At 70.9% G+C, this 18,299-nt stretch carries 15 protein-coding genes; 12 read left to right on the forward strand and 3 right to left on the reverse strand.

All coding sequences use genetic code 11. The features are described 5' to 3' along the window. The 5 genes from CSX12_RS02670 (at position 1) to CSX12_RS02690 (ending at position 4,175) form a co-directional block, all read left to right on the forward strand. Positions 1 to 246: a YbdD/YjiX family protein gene (locus tag CSX12_RS02670; protein ID WP_017204328.1), complete on the forward strand. Its 246-nt coding sequence runs from the start codon at positions 1 to 3 to the stop codon at positions 244 to 246. A gap of 174 nt (positions 247 to 420) precedes the next feature. Further along, positions 421 to 1,611: a histidine kinase gene (locus CSX12_RS02675; RefSeq protein WP_124894757.1), complete on the forward strand. Its 1,191-nt coding sequence runs from the start codon at positions 421 to 423 to the stop codon at positions 1,609 to 1,611. Beyond that, positions 1,583 to 2,350: a LytTR family DNA-binding domain-containing protein gene (locus CSX12_RS02680; RefSeq protein WP_124894758.1), complete on the forward strand. Its 768-nt coding sequence runs from the start codon at positions 1,583 to 1,585 to the stop codon at positions 2,348 to 2,350. The genes CSX12_RS02675 and CSX12_RS02680 overlap by 29 nt, the downstream gene beginning before the upstream one ends. Continuing rightward, a complete protein-coding gene (locus CSX12_RS02685; RefSeq protein ID WP_017204331.1) occupies positions 2,347 to 2,721 on the forward strand; it encodes a hypothetical protein in 375 nt (124 codons plus the stop codon). Before CSX12_RS02680 ends, CSX12_RS02685 begins: the two co-directional genes overlap by 4 nt. Then, a complete protein-coding gene (locus tag CSX12_RS02690; protein ID WP_124894759.1) occupies positions 2,718 to 4,175 on the forward strand; it encodes a cation acetate symporter in 1,458 nt (485 codons plus the stop codon). Before CSX12_RS02685 ends, CSX12_RS02690 begins: the two co-directional genes overlap by 4 nt. A gap of 61 nt (positions 4,176 to 4,236) precedes the next feature. Here the strand turns inward: CSX12_RS02690 and CSX12_RS02695 are convergent, their stop codons facing one another. Both CSX12_RS02695 and CSX12_RS02700 read right to left on the reverse strand, forming a co-directional pair. Next, positions 4,237 to 5,154, reverse strand: a complete 918-nt coding sequence (locus tag CSX12_RS02695; protein ID WP_124894760.1) for a pirin family protein — start codon at positions 5,152 to 5,154, stop codon at positions 4,237 to 4,239. Continuing rightward, positions 5,151 to 5,495 (reverse strand): GNAT family N-acetyltransferase, encoded by a 345-nt coding sequence (locus CSX12_RS02700; RefSeq protein WP_124894761.1) that lies wholly within the window; start codon positions 5,493 to 5,495, stop codon positions 5,151 to 5,153. Before CSX12_RS02700 ends, CSX12_RS02695 begins: the two co-directional genes overlap by 4 nt. 123 nt (positions 5,496 to 5,618) lie before the next feature. Here CSX12_RS02700 and recQ point away from each other — a divergent pair, with 123 nt between their 5' ends. The 4 genes from recQ to CSX12_RS02720 all read left to right on the forward strand — a co-directional run bounded on the left by recQ (position 5,619) and on the right by CSX12_RS02720 (position 9,199). Then, positions 5,619 to 7,670: a DNA helicase RecQ gene (gene recQ / locus CSX12_RS02705; RefSeq protein ID WP_124894762.1), complete on the forward strand. Its 2,052-nt coding sequence runs from the start codon at positions 5,619 to 5,621 to the stop codon at positions 7,668 to 7,670. An 85-nt stretch (positions 7,671 to 7,755) separates the two neighbouring features. Continuing rightward, on the forward strand, positions 7,756 to 8,097 hold the full coding sequence (locus CSX12_RS02710) for a metalloregulator ArsR/SmtB family transcription factor (RefSeq protein ID WP_124894763.1): 342 nt from the start codon (positions 7,756 to 7,758) through the stop codon (positions 8,095 to 8,097). A 5-nt stretch (positions 8,098 to 8,102) separates the two neighbouring features. Beyond that, the gene (locus CSX12_RS02715; protein ID WP_124894764.1) at positions 8,103 to 8,579 is read left to right on the forward strand and encodes an SRPBCC family protein; all 477 of its coding nucleotides are present in this window, start codon (positions 8,103 to 8,105) and stop codon (positions 8,577 to 8,579) included. After that, positions 8,579 to 9,199: a dihydrofolate reductase family protein gene (locus CSX12_RS02720; protein WP_124894765.1), complete on the forward strand. Its 621-nt coding sequence runs from the start codon at positions 8,579 to 8,581 to the stop codon at positions 9,197 to 9,199. Before CSX12_RS02715 ends, CSX12_RS02720 begins: the two co-directional genes overlap by 1 nt. A 15-nt stretch (positions 9,200 to 9,214) precedes the next feature. Here CSX12_RS02720 and CSX12_RS02725 read toward each other — a convergent pair whose 3' ends face one another. Beyond that, positions 9,215 to 10,495 carry a TetR/AcrR family transcriptional regulator gene (locus tag CSX12_RS02725; protein WP_124894766.1) on the reverse strand — a complete coding sequence of 427 codons (1,281 nt, stop codon included), beginning with the start codon at positions 10,493 to 10,495 and terminating at the stop codon, positions 9,215 to 9,217. A 134-nt stretch (positions 10,496 to 10,629) separates the two neighbouring features. Here CSX12_RS02725 and CSX12_RS02730 point away from each other — a divergent pair, with 134 nt between their 5' ends. The 3 genes from CSX12_RS02730 (at position 10,630) to CSX12_RS02740 (ending at position 18,280) form a co-directional block, all read left to right on the forward strand. After that, entirely contained in the window at positions 10,630 to 11,928 is a 1,299-nt protein-coding gene (locus tag CSX12_RS02730; RefSeq protein WP_124894767.1) for an MFS transporter, read from the forward strand. A 2-nt stretch (positions 11,929 to 11,930) separates the two neighbouring features. After that, the gene (locus CSX12_RS02735) at positions 11,931 to 13,685 is read left to right on the forward strand and encodes a glycoside hydrolase family 3 N-terminal domain-containing protein (RefSeq protein WP_124894768.1); all 1,755 of its coding nucleotides are present in this window, start codon (positions 11,931 to 11,933) and stop codon (positions 13,683 to 13,685) included. A 281-nt stretch (positions 13,686 to 13,966) separates the two neighbouring features. Beyond that, positions 13,967 to 18,280, forward strand: coding sequence for a choice-of-anchor G family protein (locus CSX12_RS02740; RefSeq protein WP_124894769.1), 4,314 nt, complete (start codon positions 13,967 to 13,969; stop codon positions 18,278 to 18,280). Positions 18,281 to 18,299: the final 19 nt, after the last annotated feature.

Here is an 18,299-nt window from a genome sequence, read left to right on the forward strand (position 1 = left end):
ATGACCCACACGATGGATCGGACGGATGCCGCCGCCACCCCGCTGCGGGCGCTGCTGAGCGCTCTCGGCCGAGTCGGCCGCGGCATCCGCTGGTACATGACGACCCTGATGGGCGACACCGCGTACTCCACGTACGTCGCCCATCATCGGCGTCATCACCCCGACGAAGAGCCGATGACGGAGCGGCGGTTCTGGCGCGAGCGGATGGACGACCAGGACCGCAACCCCGGTGCCCGCTGCTGCTGACCCTTCGACAGGCTCAGGGCCCTTCGACAGGCTCAGGGACCCAAGGTGGGTCGCTGAGTCTGTCGAAGCGGCGGGTCGCGGTGGTGGGTCGCTGAGCCTGTCGAAGCGGCGGGTCTCGGGTGGTGGGTCGCTGAGCCTGTCGAAGCGGCGGGACGCGATGCCTAGGCTGAGGTCATGACCGACGTCGTTCTCGCTGCGATCCTCGGCGTGCTCGGCGGTGTCGTCCTCTCCGTGCTCCTGCTGCTGGCTCGTCGACTCGCGCGTGGTGCCGCCGACCTGGGCAGCGAGGCCGAACGCGCCGCACTCACGGCGCTCCACCAGGCCAGTCTCGCCGCCCCGCATCTGCGCGCGGGGCTCTCCTCGCCCGATGTCGTCAAGGCCGCCCGGCACCTGCGGGTGCTGTTGGGAAGCGCCGCCGTGGCGATCGTGGCGGCGGATGACACGGTGTCGTTCGACGGTCCGTCCGACGGGCTGGAGTCGGCCGCGGTCCGCATCTCGTCGCAGGTCAGGGCCTCCCGTCGCCGACAGGTGTTCCCCGCGTCGGGACGAGAAGACGACCTGGAGGCGGTCGGGGCTCCGATCCTCGTCGACGGAACCGTGGCCGGTGTGGTCGTCGCCTTCGCCGCCCCCGTGCGGGCGGCGCTCGTCCGCGCGGCCGAGGAGGTGGCGGACTGGTGCGCCGCTCAGGTCGAGCTCGGTGGGCTCGATGCGTCGCGCACCCAGCTGGCCGAGGCAGAGCTGCGGTCGTTGCGCGCACAGATCTCGCCGCCCTTCATCTACAACGCCCTCACGGCGATCGCCTCGTTCGTGCTCACCGACCCCGCCCGCGCGAGGGAGCTCGTCCTCGAGTTCGCGGACTTCACGCGATACTCCTTCCGCAGGCAGGGCGAGTTCACGACGCTCGCCGAGGAGCTGGGCAGCATCCACTCCTACCTCGAACTCGAGCGGGCGCGATTCGGCGACCGTTTGCGGGTGACGCTGCAGATCGCTCCGGAGACCCTCGCGACGGTGATCCCGTTCCTGTCGGTCCAGCCTCTCGTGGAGAACGCCGTCCGTCACGGCCTCGAGCCGGGCGAGGGGGGAGGCGAGATCCGCATCGCCTCGAGAGACGACGGCACGCACACCGAGATCACCGTCGAGGACGACGGCGTGGGCATGGATCCCGAGGGGCTGCGGGTCACCCTCACCGCCGGAGACGACGGCCTGCACGTCGGGCTCCGCAACGTCGACACGCGGCTGCGCCAGCTCTACGGCGGCGACGGCGGCCTCGTGGTCGAGACGAACACCGACGCGGGCACACTGGTCCGCCTGCGGGTGCCGAAGTCGCAGCCGCAGCATGACCCTGGCGCGGAGGGACTCGCATGACGACGGGCGAGGTGATCGCGTGATCGACGTGCTCGTGGCGGACGACGAGCAGCCGGCGCTGGACGAGCTCGTGCACCTGCTGCGTACGGATGCGCGCATCGGCGAGATCCTCACCGCGTCCTCCGGCGCGGAGGCGCTGCGGCTGCTGTCCGAGCGCGCCGTGCGGATCGCGTTCCTCGACATCCACATGCCGGGACTCACCGGCACCGAGCTCGCCCGAGCGCTGCTCACTCTGGCGGAGCCGCCCGCCGTGGTGTTCGTCACCGCGGACGACGCCAAGGCCGTGGAGGCGTTCGAGCTCCGCGCGGCGGACTATCTGCTCAAGCCCGTGCGGGTGCAGCGTCTGCGTCAGGCGGTCGACAGGGCGATCGAGCTCGCCGACGCCGCGATCCCCGGTGACGACGAGATGCTGCCGGTGACGGTCGGCTCGGTGGTGCGCTTCGTGCGCCGGAGCGACGTCCGCTGGGTGCAGGCGCAGGGGGACTACTCGCGGTTGCACACGGGCGAGGGCGCCGGGCACCTGGTGCGCATCCCGATCTCCGAGCTGGAGGCGCGGTGGGCCGAGGTCGGGTTCCTGCGCATCCACCGATCGTCGCTGGTGCGCACGGCTGCCGTGACCGCTGCCCGGCTCTCCGGTGCGGAGCCCGCGGTCACGATCGACACCGTGTCGCTGCCGGTCAGTCGGCGGCTCGTACCCGCGGTGCGAGAGGCGCTCCTGCGCGGGGAGAGTGCGGGATGACGGAGAAGCCGAAGCGCGTCCGCGTGACCGCCGACCTCCCCGATCGCCGGTCGGCCCCCTTCACCCGCGGCATCGCGCTCCCGGGCGCACCGGTGGATGAGGCAGACGCCGTCTATGCCAGGGCCCTGATGCGCAGCCAACTCCGGCTGGCGCTCGGCACCGTCGCCGGATTCGTGGTCGTGGTGATCGCCCTGACTCTCGCGATCGCCCTCATCCCGCAGATCGGCGAGGTGCTGGTGTGGGGACTGCCGCTGTCGTGGTTGCTCCAGGCCTATGCGTTCTACCCGATCATCCTCGTCTTCGGGGTGCTGTACGTCCGCACAGCCGCCCGCAACGAGCGTCGCTACCGCGCGCTCCGGGACCGCGAATGAACGTGGTCCTCGACCTCATCGGGGTCGCCCTCGTCATCGTCGCGACACTGCTCATCGGCGTCTACGGTCTGCGCATCTCCCGGACGACCGGAGACTTCTTCGTCGCCTCCCGCACGGTGCGCCCGGTGTGGAACGCCTCGGCGATCAGCGGAGAGTACCTCTCGGCCGGAACCTTCCTCGGGCTGTCCGGGCTCGTGCTGCTGGACGGCGCCCGCGGCTTCTGGTTCCCGATCGGGTACGCCGCCGGATACCTCCTGGTGCTCGCCTTCGTCGCCGCCCCGCTGCGTCGCAGCGGGGCCTACACGATCCCCGATTTCATGGAGGCCCGGCTGGAGTCGGTCACGGCTCGGAGGGTGACCAGCATCGCGGTGCTCGTCATCGGCTGGCTGTACATCGTGCCGCAGCTGCACGGCGCAGGGATCACTCTGCTCGTCGTGGCCGGTCTGCCGGAGTGGGTCGGGGCCGTGACCGTGGCGGTCCTCGTCGAGGCCGCGGTCGCCGCCGGTGGCATGCGCGCCATCACGTACGTGCAGGCGTTCCAGTACTGGCTCAAGCTCACGGCTCTGCTCGTGCCCGTGGTGTTCATCGCGTTCGCGCTCAGCGGCGGGCCCCACGATTTCGATCCCGAGCTGGTGTTCCCGGTCGAGGCCGGACCGTCGGGGTTCGACGCCTACGAGACGGCGTCGCTCCTGCTCGCCCTGCTCCTGGGGACGATGGGTCTGCCGCACGTGCTGGTGCGCTTCTACACGAGCCCGACCGGGGTGTCGGCGCGACGGACCACCGTCATCGTCATCGGCATGGTCAGTGCGTTCTATGCCGTGTCGAGCACCATGGGGCTCCTGGCGCGCATCGCGGCCCCCGACCTCGCGGCGCCCGGCGTGGCCGACACGGTGGTCCTGCTGCTGCCGTCGCGCGTCTTCCCGGGGGTGCTCGGCGAGCTGCTGACCGCGCTCATCGTGGCGGGCGCGTTCGCGGCCTTCCTGGCGACCTCGGCCGGACTCGTGGTCTCCCTCGCCGGCGTCATCAGCCAGGACGTGTTCTCCGGGTCGGTGCGCTCCTTCCGGGTGTCGGCCGTGCTGTGCGCGCTCGTCCCTCTCGCCGTGGCGCTGCTCACGGCCCCGGCGGGCCTCGGCTCGAGTGTCGGCGTGGTGTTCGTGTTCGCCGCATCGACGCTGTCGCCCGTGGTGCTGCTGGGCGTGTGGTGGCGGGGTCTGACGGCGCGGGGAGCGGTGGCCGGGATGGTCTCCGGCGGTGTCGCGACCGGGCTCGCGCTGCTCGTGCACGCGGCGGTCGGGGGAGTGGGAGCGGCCGCGCCCTATCTCGCGCAGCCTGCCGCGTGGACGATACCGCTCGCCGCCGGCATCACGGTGGTCGTGTCGCTCGTCGATCCGCGGGGCCCGTCCCCCCGGACCGAGCGCTTCCTCGCGCGAGTGCACACCCCCGAGCGCGGCTGACCCGGACCCCGACCGCCGGTCCCGGGAGCGTATGGAGACAGGCGGGATGGGGAGGGAGGGGTCAGAGCTTGCGGGAACGGGGCATGAGGCGGACGGGCGGGAGCGGAGGAGCCGGGATGCGCACGTCGTGACCGGGGACCACCCCGAAGCGGTCGGATGCGCCCTCCCACTCCTCGCGTGCGGCGGCGATCTCGTCATGCGTGCGCCCGGCGAAGTTCCACCACATCACGATGTCGTCCTCGAAGGGCTCGCCGCCGAGCAGGAACAGCAGGGCGCCCTCCCCGCTCGACACCTCGACCTCCTCGCGCGAGTCGCCGAGGTACAGCAGTCCGTTGCGGTCCAGTCGATGCTCCGCCACCACCGCGTCTCCCTCGACGAGCATCAGTGCGTGCTCCCAGTCCGGCCGCAGCGGCAGCCGCACGCGGGACCCCGGGGCGAGCACGACCTCGGCGCCGACGATCGGGGTGTGCACGGTGGCGGGCGACAGCACGCCGGCGAAGTCGCCCAGGACCACCGTGACCTCGGCATCCGCTCCCTCTGCGGCGGGAACGGTCAGCCCCGGAAGCTCCGTGTGCCTCTCGAAGCCGGCCGCACCGTGTCTGGCCGCGTCGGGGAGCACCACCCAGAACTGCAGGGCGTCCAGCGGGATCGGGTCCTCGCCGATCGAGTACTCCGAATGCGAGATGCCGTTGCCCGCCGTCATCAGGTTCAGCTGGCCGCGTCGGAGGTCGGCGTCGCTGCCGAGCGAGTCGCGGTGCCGGATCTCTCCCACGAGCGGCCAGGTCACGGTCTGCAGACCGATGTGCGGATGCGGTTCCACGCGCATCCGGGTATCGGCCGGTCCGAAGCGGTCGAGGAAGCACCAGGCGCCGATCGTCGGCAGGTTGCGGTGCGGCAGCGCCCGCAGCACGTTCATGCCGCGCACACCGCCGAGCGGCACCTCGCGCGGCTCGAGGATGAGGCGGTGCTGCCCGATCATTCCGCCCGGCCCGTCGGATCCTCGGCGACCGAGCCGCCGTGACCGGACGGCGACTTCGGCCAGCGGACCTCGGCGCCGGGGACGTCGTGCGTCTCGAGGTACTTCGCGATGTACGGGCACAGGGGGACGATCGCCTCACCGCGCCCGACGGCATCCGCCAAGGCCTCGGACGCGAGCTTGCCCGCCAGGCCCTGGCCCTGGAACGCCGGGTCGATCTCGGTGTGGAGGAAGCGGATGGATCCGGGACGCAGGTCGAACGCCGCGAAGCCGGCGAGCACGTCGTCGGAGCGGATCTCGAAGCGCGAGTCTTCGTCGTTGCGGGTCACGGTGATGTCGGTCATCGGCTGCTCCTTCTGCGTGTGCCTCCCAACCTACGCCCGCGCGCGCGGGCAGGGGGCGGTCCCGGCACCGGACGCTGTGGATGACACGCCGCCCGCGTCGGCGGGGGTCGTTACGCTGGAGGTATGCCGCAGACTCCCCGTGACCCGTACGAAGGATGGGTCCCTGAGCCTGACGGATGGGTCCCTGAGCCTGTCGAAGGGTACGACGACGGCTGGGAGTCCTCGTACCCGCCGGAGCCCATGGACTGGGAGCCGCAGGGGGCCGGCTTCGAGCCCCCGCTCGACTGGGGACGGGGCCCCGTCACCGCCGTCGACTCGCCCGCCACCGCGCGCCCGCCCGTCGAGCGCCGCGCGACGCCGAGCCGCTATCCGACCGCACGCGAGGCGCTGCACACCGTCTTCGGCTATGACGACTTCCGCGGCGATCAGGCCGACATCGTCGAGCAGGTCATCTCCGGCGGAGACGCCGTCGTGCTGATGCCGACCGGTGGCGGCAAGAGCATCACGTATCAGGTGCCTGCGCTCGTGCGCGAGGGCACGGGGCTCGTCATCAGCCCGCTCATCGCGCTCATGCACGATCAGGTCGACGCGCTCCGGGCCAACGGCGTCAATGCCGCGTACCTCAACTCGACCCAGGCGATCGACGAGCGGCGGGAGGTCGAGCGGGCCTATGTCGCCGGCGAGCTCGACCTCATCTACGTCGCCCCCGAGCGGCTCTCCAGCCCGCAGACCACGGCGCTGCTGCAGCGTGGAACGCTCAGCGTGATCGCTATCGACGAGGCGCATTGCGTGTCGCAGTGGGGCCACGACTTCCGGCCCGACTACCTCGCGCTGGGAGATCTGGGGGAGCGGTTCCCGGGTGTTCCGCGCATGGCGCTCACCGCGACGGCGACGCGGGCCACGCACAAGGAGCTCACCGAGCGGCTGCGGCTCGACACGGCGAAGCACTTCGTCGCGAGCTTCGACCGTCCGAACATCCAGTACCGCATCGTCCCCAAGGTCGATCCGCGCAAGCAGCTCGTGCAGTTCATCCGCTCGCAGCCGGAGGGCGCTGCCGGCATCGTGTACGCGCTCAGCCGCAAGTCCGTCGAGCAGACGGCCACGTATCTCGCCGCCCAGGGGCTCGACGCCCTGCCGTATCACGCGGGTCTCCCGGCGGAGGTGCGCGCGACCAACCAGTCCCGGTTCCTGCGCGAGGACGGCGTGGTCATGGTCGCGACCATCGCGTTCGGCATGGGCATCGACAAGCCCGATGTCCGCTTCGTCGCGCACATCGACCTGCCGAAGTCCGTCGAGGGGTACTACCAGGAGACCGGCCGCGCCGGTCGTGACGGCGAACCCTCGGTGGCGTGGATGGCGTACGGACTCGGCGATGTGGTGCAGCAGCGCCGGCTCATAGACCAGAGCCCTGGCGACCGCACGTTCAAGATGCGGATGGGGCAGCACCTCGACGCCATGCTCGCGCTGTGCGAGACGGTCGAGTGCCGCCGACAGAACCTGCTGGGCTACTTCGGGCAGGAGTCCGCGCCCTGCGGCAACTGCGACACGTGCCTCGACGACACCGAGACCTTCGACGGGCTCGTGCCCGCCCAGAAGCTGCTCTCGACGATCGTGCGGCTCAAGCGCGAGCGCAACCAGGCGTTCGGCGCCGGGCACCTGATCGACATCCTCCGCGGGGCCTCGACCGAGCGCATCAGGCAGCAGGGTCACGACAAGCTGGCGACCTATGGCATCGGCAACGACCTCTCGGATCAGGACTGGCGCAGCGTCGTCCGGCAGCTCCTCGCCCGAGGGATCCTCGTCGCGCAGGGCGACTACGGCACGCTGGCTCCGGGCGAGCTGGCGGCCGGGGTGCTGCGTGGCGAGACCGCTGTACCTCTGCGCAAGGACACGATCGGCCGGCCCGCCTCCTCTTCGCGGGCGCGCAAGGCCAGTGCTGCTGATGCGCTGGATGCCGGGGATCGCGGGCTGTTCGAGGCGCTGCGCACCTGGCGCGCCCAGACCGCCCGGGAGCAGGGGGTCCCGGCGTACATCGTGTTCGGCGACGCCACGCTCCGCGCGCTCGCGGAACATCGACCGAGCTCTCTCGCCGACCTCGACGCCATCACCGGCATCGGTGCGAAGAAGCGCGAGGCCTACGGCGAGGGCGTCCTCGCGGTGATCGCCGCCGCCTGACCTCGGCGCCTGACCTCGACGCTGGGGGCTTCGAGATCGCTAGTGACGTCTTGAACACTTGCCTATATGGGTATATGTTAGCGACATGGCACGAGCGGCGACCACATCCGATGTCTTCAACGCGATCGCCGAACCGCGACGCCGGGACATCCTGACATTGCTGCGCAGTGGTGACCGCCCCGTGACCGAGGTGTCCGAGGCGCTGGGGATGACCCAGCCGGGTGCCTCCAAGCATCTGCGTGTGCTCCGCGAGGTCGGTCTCGTATGGGACCGCCGCGAGGGCAAGCAGCGTGTTTACGGGCTCGACGCCACCGGGCTTCGGGCGGTCCATGAGTGGACGGGTGGCTTCGAGCGGTTCTGGAACGAGAGCTTCGACCGGCTCGACGCCTACGTGCAGGATCTGAAAGCGGAAAGAAGACAGGAGTAGAGGAGATGGACAGCACGATTGATCGCGAGATCGTGATCTCGCGCGTGATCGACGCCGTGCCGACGCTGGTGTTCGAGGCGTTCACCGCGGTGCAGCACCTCTCGAAGTGGTGGGGGCCCACGGGCTTCACCACGACGACGCGATCGTTCGATTTCCGTGTCGGTGGCGAATGGGAGTTCGTGATGCACGGACCGGACGGCACCGACTACCCGGAGTGGATCGTCTGGACCGACATCGTCGCGCCGGAGCGGATCGTGATGCTCCATGGTGAGCACCGCGACGATCCTGATGCATTCGAATCGCACCTCACGTTCGTGCCGGACCGCGATCGGACCCGGATCGAGATGCGCACGGTGTTTCCGACACCGGAACTGCGCGACCGGGCGATCGAGCGACATGGCGCACTCGAGGGTGGTCGGCAGACCCTGGCCAACCTCGCCATCCACGTCGCGGATATGGCGATCGCGCGAGGGGAGCGCTGATGGCCGGCACGGTGTTCTTCAGCGTCTCGATGTCTCTCGACGGGTTCATCGCCCCGGAGTCGCCGGATGAGTTGATGGGGCGGCAGTGGATGGAGTTGCAGAAATGGGTGTTCCGGCAGCGGTTCTTCCGCGAGAACCTGCAGCTGGGCGACGGCGGGGAAGAGGGGCGTGACAACGACATCGTGCGCGAGACGTTCGAGCGCACCGGGGCGAGTGTGATGGGGAAGCGGATGTTCGACGCCGGCGAGCACGCGTGGCCGGAGGATCCGCCTTTCCATACGCCGGTCTTCGTTGTCACCCACGAGGAGCGCGAGCCGTGGGAGCGCCGCGGCGGCACCACGTTCCACTTCGTGAACGACGGCATCGAGTCGGCGCTCGACCAGGCGCACGCCGCTGCCGGCGACCTCGACGTACGCATCTCGGGTGGCGGTGAGACGATCGTCCAGTCTCTCAATGCCGGTCTGGTCGACGAGTTCCACGTCGCTCTCTCGCCGGTACTGTTCGGGGCGGGGGTGCGTCTGTTCGACGGCGTGGACGCGGAACGGCTGTCCCTCGACCTGGTGGGCGCAGAAGATTCCCCGCAGACGACGCATCTGCGCTACGCCGTCCGCCTGCGCTGATCCGCCAGCATCGTCTCAGCGCCGCGGGAGCACGTCGTCGAAGTGCGCCTGCAGGTGCGCGGCGACGTCGACCGCGCCCCGGTCGTACAGCCACTGGTACTGCAGACCGTCCCACATCGCGATCAGCCAGACGGCTTCGTGCGCGGGGTCGCGGTGCGCCGGCAGGTCGCCGTCGCGCTGGGCGAGCTCGAACAGGGTGGTGAAGTAGTCGATCGTGTTCGCGAACCGCGTCCGGAAGTAGGCGTGGGCGGGGTGCGTGGTCGGAACCGCCTCGCACGACAGGACGGCGTACACCTCGATCAGCCCTGGCTCCTCCCGCGCGCTGTGCGCGGCACCGCCGGGGATCCCGCGCAGCAGCTCCGCGGCGGAGGCGGCGCCGGCGACGGACTGGTTGTCGTTGATCGCGCTGTCCCTCTCGGCGAGGACGGCACTGAGCAGCAGCTCCTTGGAGGAGTAGTGGTGCAGCAGGGTCGACTTCGATACGCCGACGGCGGTCGCGATGTCCCGCAGACTCGTGTCGCCGTATCCGTCGCGGGAGAACAGGCGCATCGCATCCGCGACGATCTGCGTGCGGCGTCGGCGGCCCACCGCGTAGCCGGGGTCGGATTCGGGGACGGCGGCGACGGGCAGCTCCGGGAGCGGGCCGGCGGGTGCGTCGAGCTCGGGCGTCGGGTCATCGTCGGGGTCTCGCCAGGCGAGCGGTGACGCCCACAGGTTCTCCCGGTCCTCGAGCATCTCGACGACGTCCACCCGGTCGGGGAGATACTGCGAGATCAGCTGCAGGCCGTCCCATCCGGCCGTGTGCCGCACCGTCTCGCCACGGACGTCGCGATCGGCCGCGATCACCCCGTGATCCTGCGCATCCTGCAGGACGTCGACGCTCAGCGCCCGCAGGCGGCAGTAGCGTTCGCGCATCCGGTCGTGCGCGGGGTGCCCGGGCGCCGACGCCTCACCGGTGAGGGCGGCGAACAGCTCGAGGTACCCCTCGGTGCGGGCGTTGCGCGCGGCGAGGGCGGCGAATACCAGCTCTCCCGGCTCCGAGGCGGCCGCGATCGCGCTGAACACCGTCTCGTTCTCGGCCTCGAGCTCCGCGACGACCTCGGCGAGCAGGTCGTCCTTCGAGGCGAAGTGGCCCAGCAGTCCGGGGTGGCTGACCGACGCGGCGGCCGCGATGTCCCGGAGCGAGGTCGAGCGATAGCCGCGGGTGACGAACAGCTCGTGCGCGGCGGAGAGGATGCGCTGCCGGGTGGCGGCGGCGCGAGCCTGCCGCGAGCCGGCCGGTGCCGTCGTCGTCATCGCATCCTCCTCCCGCATCCTATCCTCGCTCATTACCAAGCGGTCTAATTTCAGTTACCAAGCGGTCGATATTCGTGTATGGTCATCCCAGAACCGCATCGCCCGAAGATGTGCGGTGAATCGAAAGGACTGTCATGACAGAGCTGTCATCCGCCGCTGCCGCGGCCGCGGTCGGAACCACGGGCTTCAAGGCCCCGGGGACCACGCCGTCGAAGACCCCGCGCGGGTACACGCCGGGTCTCGCCGCCGTCAATTTCGGCGTGTACCTCGCCCTGCTCACCCCGGTGATGGTGTCCATGGCCTTCAAGGTCCAGCACATCGATCCCGTGAACACCGAGGGGAGCCTCGGCCTGGTGATGGGCGTCGGCGCGATCTTCGCCCTCGTCGCGAACCCGCTCGTCGGGCGACTGTCCGACCGCACCACATCGCGCTGGGGCATGCGTCGTCCCTGGATCCTGGGCGGCGCGATCGTCGGGCTCGGCGGTTTCGTCCTCATCGGCGCGGCGACGTCCGTCTGGATGGTGCTGCTCTCGTGGTGCCTCGTGCAGACGGCCATGAACGCCGTGCTCGCCGCAGCGAACGCCACCCTGCCCGACCAGGTTCCCGTCTCCAGCCGCGGCAAGGTGTCCGGCATCATCGGCATCACGACCCCGATCGGCATCCTCGCCGGCAGCTTCCTGGTGAACTTCCTGCCCGGTGACTTCGAGCGCTTCGTCGTGCCCGGCGTCATCGCGCTGATCCTGGTGATCGTCTTCGTCCTGACCCTCAAGGACCGCCGCCTCACCGAGAAGCCCGCCGAGAAGTTCACGATCGGGATGTTCTTCGGCTCGTTCGTGTTCAACCCGCGCAAGCACCCCGATTTCGGGTGGACCTGGCTCACCAAGTTCTTCGTGATGTTCGGCTACGCCGGCATCGCCACCTTCCTCCCGCTGTACCTGGTCACCAAGTTCGGCCTCGACGAGCAGGGGGCCGTCGGCATCATCCTCGCCGCCAACCTCGCCTCGATGGCGGCGATGGCGATCTCCTCCCCGCTCGGCGGCTTCCTCTCCGACAGGATCGGCAAGCGCCGTCCGTTCGTCGCCGTCGCCGGAGTCATCATGGTGGTCGGTCTGGTCATCCTCGCCATCGCCCCCGACGTCACGACCGTCATCATCGCGCAGGCGATCATCGGTCTCGGTGCCGGATCGTTCCTCTCGGTCGACCTCGCCCTCGCGACCGAGGTGCTGCCGAACCCCGACGACGTAGCGAAGGACCTCGGCGTGCTGAACATCGCCAACGCCCTGCCGCAGTCGATCGCCCCGGCCATCGCGCCGGGCATCATCGCGATCGGGGCGGCAACGCCGCTCGGCGGCTACACCACGTGGTACCTGTTCGGTGCGCTCGTCGCCCTAGCGGGCGCCGTGCTCGTCTACCGCATCAAGGGAGTCAAGTGACCATGACCGAGACCACCATCGCCCGCCCGTGGCTCGACACCGACCTCTCGGTCGACGAGCGGGTGCAGCTGCTGCTCGACGCCATGACGATCGAGGAGAAGGCCGGACTCTTCTTCCACACCATGATCGCGATCGGCGATCTAGAGGAACCCAACCCGGTGTTCGCGACGCCGTCGGCGCGGGAGTTCCTCGAATCCAAGCGGATGACGCACTTCAACCTGCTCGGCGGCGCGCCCAGCGGTCGGGAGATCGCCGCGTGGCACAACGCGCTGCAGCGCCTCGCCGCCTCCACGCGGCTCGGCATCCCGGTGACGCTCTCGACCGACCCCCGGCACTCGTTCAGCGAGAACCCCGGCGCGTCGATCCTCGCCGGTCCGTTCTCGCAGTGGCCGGAGACCCTCGGGCTCGCCGCGACCCGCGATGAGGAGCTCGTCGAGCGCTTCGCCGACATCGCCCGCCAGGAGTACACGGCCGTCGGGCTGCGGGTCGCCCTGCACCCGCAGGTCGATCTCGCGACGGAGCCGCGGTGGGCACGGCAGACCGCGACCTTCGGGGAGGACGCCGAGCTCGCCGGGCGTCTCGGCGCGGCGTACATCCGGGGGTTCCAGGGGGAGTCCTTCGGGCCCGGTTCGGTGTCGACCATGACCAAGCACTTCCCCGGGGGTGGTCCGCAGAAGGACGGTGAGGATCCGCACTTCCCCTACGGTCGCGAGCAGGTCTATCCTGGCGGCGAGTTCGAGCTTCACCTGAAGCCGTTCGAGGATGCGCTCGCCGCGGGTACCCGGCAGATGATGCCGTACTACGGGATGCCCGTCGGCACGGAGTACGAGGAGGTGGGCTTCGGCTTCAACAAGTCCGTGATCACCGGGCTGCTGCGCGAGCGCTACGGATTCGACGGTCTGGTCTGCACCGACTGGGGCCTGATCAGCGATTCCGAGATCTTCGGCCAGCCCTTCCCCGCCCGCGCCTGGGGCGTCGAGGACATGACGCCCCGAGAGCGGATGAAGAAGGTGCTGGATGCCGGCGTCGACCAGTTCGGCGGAGAGGCGAACCCGGAGCTGCTGCTCGAGCTCATCGCCGACGGCGAGGTCACCGAAGAGCGACTCGACATCTCGGCTCGACGCATCCTGCGCGAGAAGTTCGAGCTGGGCCTGTTCGACGATCCCTTCGTGGATGAGGATGCGGCCGACGAGATCGTGGGCCGTGCGGACTTCCGTGCCGCAGGGGAGGAGGCGCAGCGCGCCTCGATCACCGTGCTCGCCAACGACGACGTGCTGCCCTTCCCGCCCGGGCGGAAGCTTTACGTCGAGGGGATCGACGCCGATGTCGCGGCCGCCTTCGGGCAGGTCGTGGACACGCCGGCCGAGGCCGACCTCGCGATCCTGCGTCTGCAGGCTCCGTTCGAGGAACGCGCGACGATGTTCGAGAACTTCTTCCACGCGGGTTCCCTGGAGTTCTCGGAGGCGGTGATCGCGCACGTCCGTGAGGTCGCGGCCGCCGTTCCCACGGTGGTCGACGTGCTCGCCGACCGTCCGCCGATCCTCACCCCGATCGCGGAGGTCGCGGCAGCGCTGACCGTGAACTGGGGTGCATCGGCCCCGGCGCTGCTCGACGTCCTGAGCGGTGCCTCGCCGGCACAGGGCGCGCTGCCCTTCGACCTCCCGCGCTCGATGGCCGCCGTCGAGGCATCGCGCCCCGACGTGCCGTTCGACACCGCCGACCCGCTGTTCCGATTCGGCCACGGGCTCGCGCTGTAGCCGTCGGACCCCTCGAACCGCCTCGCCGACTCCGGTCTGCGGGGCGGTTCTGTCGTCGCCGCCCGGTCGGACGATGGCGGAATGTCTCGTGGGGAGCCCCTCGTGGATGGATTTCTGGACAAGTGCTGGACATATCCCGTGGGGCACCGCAATACTGTCTCCAACATCGCTCGGCCGACACCTGTCGACCCGTGGGGGGGCCTTGTGACGCGGAAGATCGCATCACTCGGGAGTAGCGAATGGAACAGCTGGACAGCAGGACTCTGCAAAGACGCAGAGCCATGGGCGGGACCATCGCCGGCATGACCGTCGGCGCCGTGGTCCTCGCCAGTGCATTGATGCCGACGGCGGCGAACGCGCTGGATGCGGCGAATCCGAACGATCCGTCGGTCGCGCAGGGGCAGATCATCCAACTGCCGGCTCCGCTGCTCGGCGGGCTCGACATCGCGGCGCTGGGCCACACGCGGACCAGCAATCCCGCGGCGCCGGGTTCGGAGCTCGGCGGTCTCAACCTGGCTCTGCTCGAGGCGCTGAGCATCGACGTCGGCACGCTGAACATCCCGCTGCTGACCGACGGCACCTCACCCGGTCTGCTGCAGCTGGGCGACCTGGGCGCCACCCAGAGCTTCAGCGTCTCGCCCACCCAGACGACGTCGACCGCATCCTCGGGGACGATCACCTCGGGCGGCGCGATCGACACCGGCGCCATCGACGGCAGCACCGATCCCGCGACGCTCGAGCTCACCGACCTGTTCGATCAGCTGGCTGTCGCGGGGCTCACCGACGCCGTCCTCGACCAGGCCTCGGTCGGCATCGGCGCACTCGCGTCCCGCGCCGAGTCCAACGCCGGGACCGCCACCTCGGAGTACCGCATCGCGGACCTGAACCTCGACCTGCACAGCAACCTCGTCGCCGGCCTGTCGACCACGCTCGCCGCGGCGATCCAGGGCACCGTCACGCCTGTCAGCGACCTCGCCGGACCCGGCGGTGCCCTGACCGCACTGACGACGACGCTCGTGGACACGATCAACGCGATCCCGGATGTGCCGCTCGTCGCGGCCTTCGAGGCGACCGGCGGAACCGTCTCGATCGCCGGCCTCGACACGGTCGGACAGACCGTCGCGAGCGAGGTGCTGCTGCAGCCGCTCGAGAACACGACAGGATCGGTGATCGTCAACCTCAGCACGGGAACGATCTCCGTCGACCTGGCGCGGATCCTCGTCGAGACGGGGGCGGGAGCGGACCTCAACTCCCTGCCTGCGAACACCCCGGTGCTCTCGGCGACGACGATCGCCGCCATCCAGCAGGGGATCACCTCCGCGCTCACGGGCACGCATCCCAACAGCCTCAACGGCAAGGTCTCCTCGATCCTCGCGACGACGTTGGACGCGCTCCAGGTCACGCTCGCGGTCGGGGTGGATCTCACGGTGCCGCTCACCGGAACGCCCCTCGTCTCCGGCGATGTGACGGTCATCGGATCGCTCGCGCAGTTCGCGGGCACCGCGACTCCCGTCCCGGCCGTCACGACCGACATCACCCTCGCCGGGCTCAACCTCGGGGTGCTGTTGAACCCCGTGGTCAGCGCCGTCACCACGGCCGTCGCGACGACCACCGGTCCTCTCGTCGACACGGCGCTCACGAGCGTGATCCCGCTCGTCCAGCCGGCGCTCGCCGCCCTGACCGGCCCGGTGCTCACGACGCTCGACCCGGTGCTCCAGGGTGTGCTCTCCGGGGTGGCGACCATCACGATCAACGAGCAGCCGGCGACGGGGGACATCCCCGGCGACAGCTTCACGGTGCGTGCGCTCGCGATCGACCTGCTCCCCGCCGTCGGCGGCGGGGTCGCCCTCGACCTCGGCTCCTCCACGGTGAAGGCCGCAGCCGCGGCCGTCGCCGCGATCGATGCGGCGGCGACGGTGCAGGCCGGGACGAGCCTCGCCGTCAACGGTTCCGGATGGCCGGCGACGACCCAGGTGTCGGTGCAGCTGACCGCTCCGGGCGGCGGGAACGTCGGCGCGCCGGTCACCGCGACGACGGACGCTGCCGGTGGCTTCACGCTCGCCTACCCCGTCCCGTCATCCGCGACGCCGGGTGCCGGATACGCCGTCACCGCGACGGCGGGCACGACCACGGCCACCGACACGACGGAGGTCACCGCGGCCGCGACCGTGGATGCGGCTCCCACGGTGCAGGCGGGAACGGACCTCGCCGTCTCCGGCGCCGGCTGGCCGGCCGCCACCCCGGTGTCGGTGCAGCTGACGGCACCGGGCGGCGGGGACATCGGCGCACCGGTGCTCATGACGACCAACGCCTCGGGCGCGTTCACCGGGTCGTATCCGGTCCCGGCCGGAACGCCCGCCGGGACGGGCTACACCGTGACGGCGTCGGTCGACACGCAGACAGCGACCGACACGACGGAGGTCACCGCGGCGCCTGCCACGGCGACCGTGGACGCGGCGGCGACGGTCGAAGCAGGCACCGACCTTCCCGTCTCCGGCGCGAACTGGCCCGCGAACACCGTGGTGACCGTGCAGCTCACGGCTCCGGGTGGTGGCCTCATCGGCACCCCGCAGACGGCGACGACCAACGGGCTCGGCGTCTTCGCGATCGACTACCCCGTCCCCGCCGGCACGCCCGCCGGAACCGGCTACACGATCACGGCCACCGCGGGTACGCAGACCGCGACGGACACGACCGAGGTCACCGCGGCACCGGTCGTCGTCGACGCCGCAGCTCAGGTCCCCGCGGGCACCAACCTCGCCGTCACCGGCTCTGGCTGGCCGGCGAACTCCTCGGTGTCCCTGCAGCTGACTGCTCCGGGCGGCGGGAACGTCGGCGGTCCGGTGACCGCCACGACCGACGCGTTCGGCGCCTTCACGGCGAACTACCCGGTGCCGGCCGACACGGCCCCTGCTGCCGGCCACACCTTGACCGCGACGGCGGGCGCAGCGACCGCGACCGACACGACCGAGGTCACCGCGGCTGATCCGGCTGGCGTCAACACGAACGCGGGGGCTTCGGCATCCGCGTCGGCCGATGCGACGGCGGACGGTGATCCCTCGGCGCAGGCCGCCGCGGAAGCAGCCGCGCTCGCCGACGCGACGTCGGCCGCCTCGGCGGCAGCGACCGCGGATGCCACCGCGGCGGCGCAGGCCGCGGCGACGACCGACGCCTCCACGACCGCCTCGACCGACGTGACGTCGACCGCGAACGCCTCGGCGGCGGTCGCGGCGCAGGCGGCGGCGCAGGCGGACGCGTCCGACGACGTGAACGCGGCGGCCTCGGCTGCTGCCGAAGCGAACTCGGCGGCATCGTCCGAAGCGGCCGCGACCACGGATTCCTCGACGGATGCCTCTGCGGAGGCATCGGCCAACACCAATGCCGCGGCCTCGGCCTCTGCGTCGGCCGACGCCGATGCCTCGACGGCGGCCGTCGCCGAAGCCTCGGCCCAGGCTGCGGCCTTCGCCGATGCGACCGCGGAGGGGTCGGCAGCGGCCGATCCGTCGGCGGAAGCCGCGGCCCAGGCGGCGGCGACGGCGACGGCCTCCACGGCGGCATCGGCGGATGCGACATCCGAGGCGAACGCGGGCGCGGCGATCGCCGCCCAGGCGGCGGCTCTGGCCGACGCGACGACGAACACCGCTGCCGAAGCCTCGGCGACATCCGACGCCAGCACGAGCGCCGCGGCGAATGCGAGTGCCGCAGCCATCGCGAGTGCGTCGAGCGATGCCTCCGCGGATGCGGTCGCCGCGGCGGATGCCTCAGCCGAGATCAACACGAACGCCTCCGCATCGGCGGCGGCGTCGGCACAGGCGGATGACGACAGCAACGCCTCGGCTGAGGCGGCGGCGGTGGCTGCGGCCCTCGCCGATGCGACCAGCCAGGCCTCCGCTGCGGCGGACGTGACGGCCAGTGCGGCGGCTCAGGCTGCGGCGACCACCGATGCCTCCACGGATGCGTCGAGCACGGCCACGACGGCGGCCGACGCCTCCGCGGCGGCAGCGGCGCAGGCGGCGGCGCAGAACGACGCGACCTCCACGAGCGCGGCGGACGCCTCGGCTTCGGCCGACGCGGACCCGAACGCCGCGGCGGCTGCCGCAGCGAACGCCTCGTCCTCGGCCACGGCTTCGGCGACGGCTGCAGCGGACGCTTCGGCCTCGGCCACGGCATCCGCCTCGGCGGACGCGGCAGCCGACCCGAACGGGGCCATCGCGATCACTCTGCGGTCGCCGGTGCTGGAGCGCGGGGCACAGCAGACCGCGATCGGCACGGGCTTCCAGCCGGGGGAGACGGTGACGGGGCTGATGACGTCCGCTCCGGTCCCACTGGGGACCCAGGTCGCCGACGCGCAGGGCACCGTCACCTTCACCTGGACGATCCCGTCCTCCAGCGACCTGGGCGCCCACACGGTGACGCTCACCGGAGCGACGTCGGGCAGTGTGTCCGCGACATTCCAGGTCGTCGCGTCCGGACTCGCCACGACCGGTGGCCAGGCCCAGGGTGGTGCGGTCGCCCTGGCCGTCCTGCTCCTGATGCTCGGGCTGGGGGCGCTGCGGCTCGCGAGGTCGCGGCGGCCGCTGGTCCAGACGGAGTAGACATCACGTCGCACGAACG

It is taken from the genome of Microbacterium sp. Y-01 (assembly GCF_003856715.1).
GTDB lineage: Bacteria > Actinomycetota > Actinomycetes > Actinomycetales > Microbacteriaceae > Microbacterium > Microbacterium algeriense.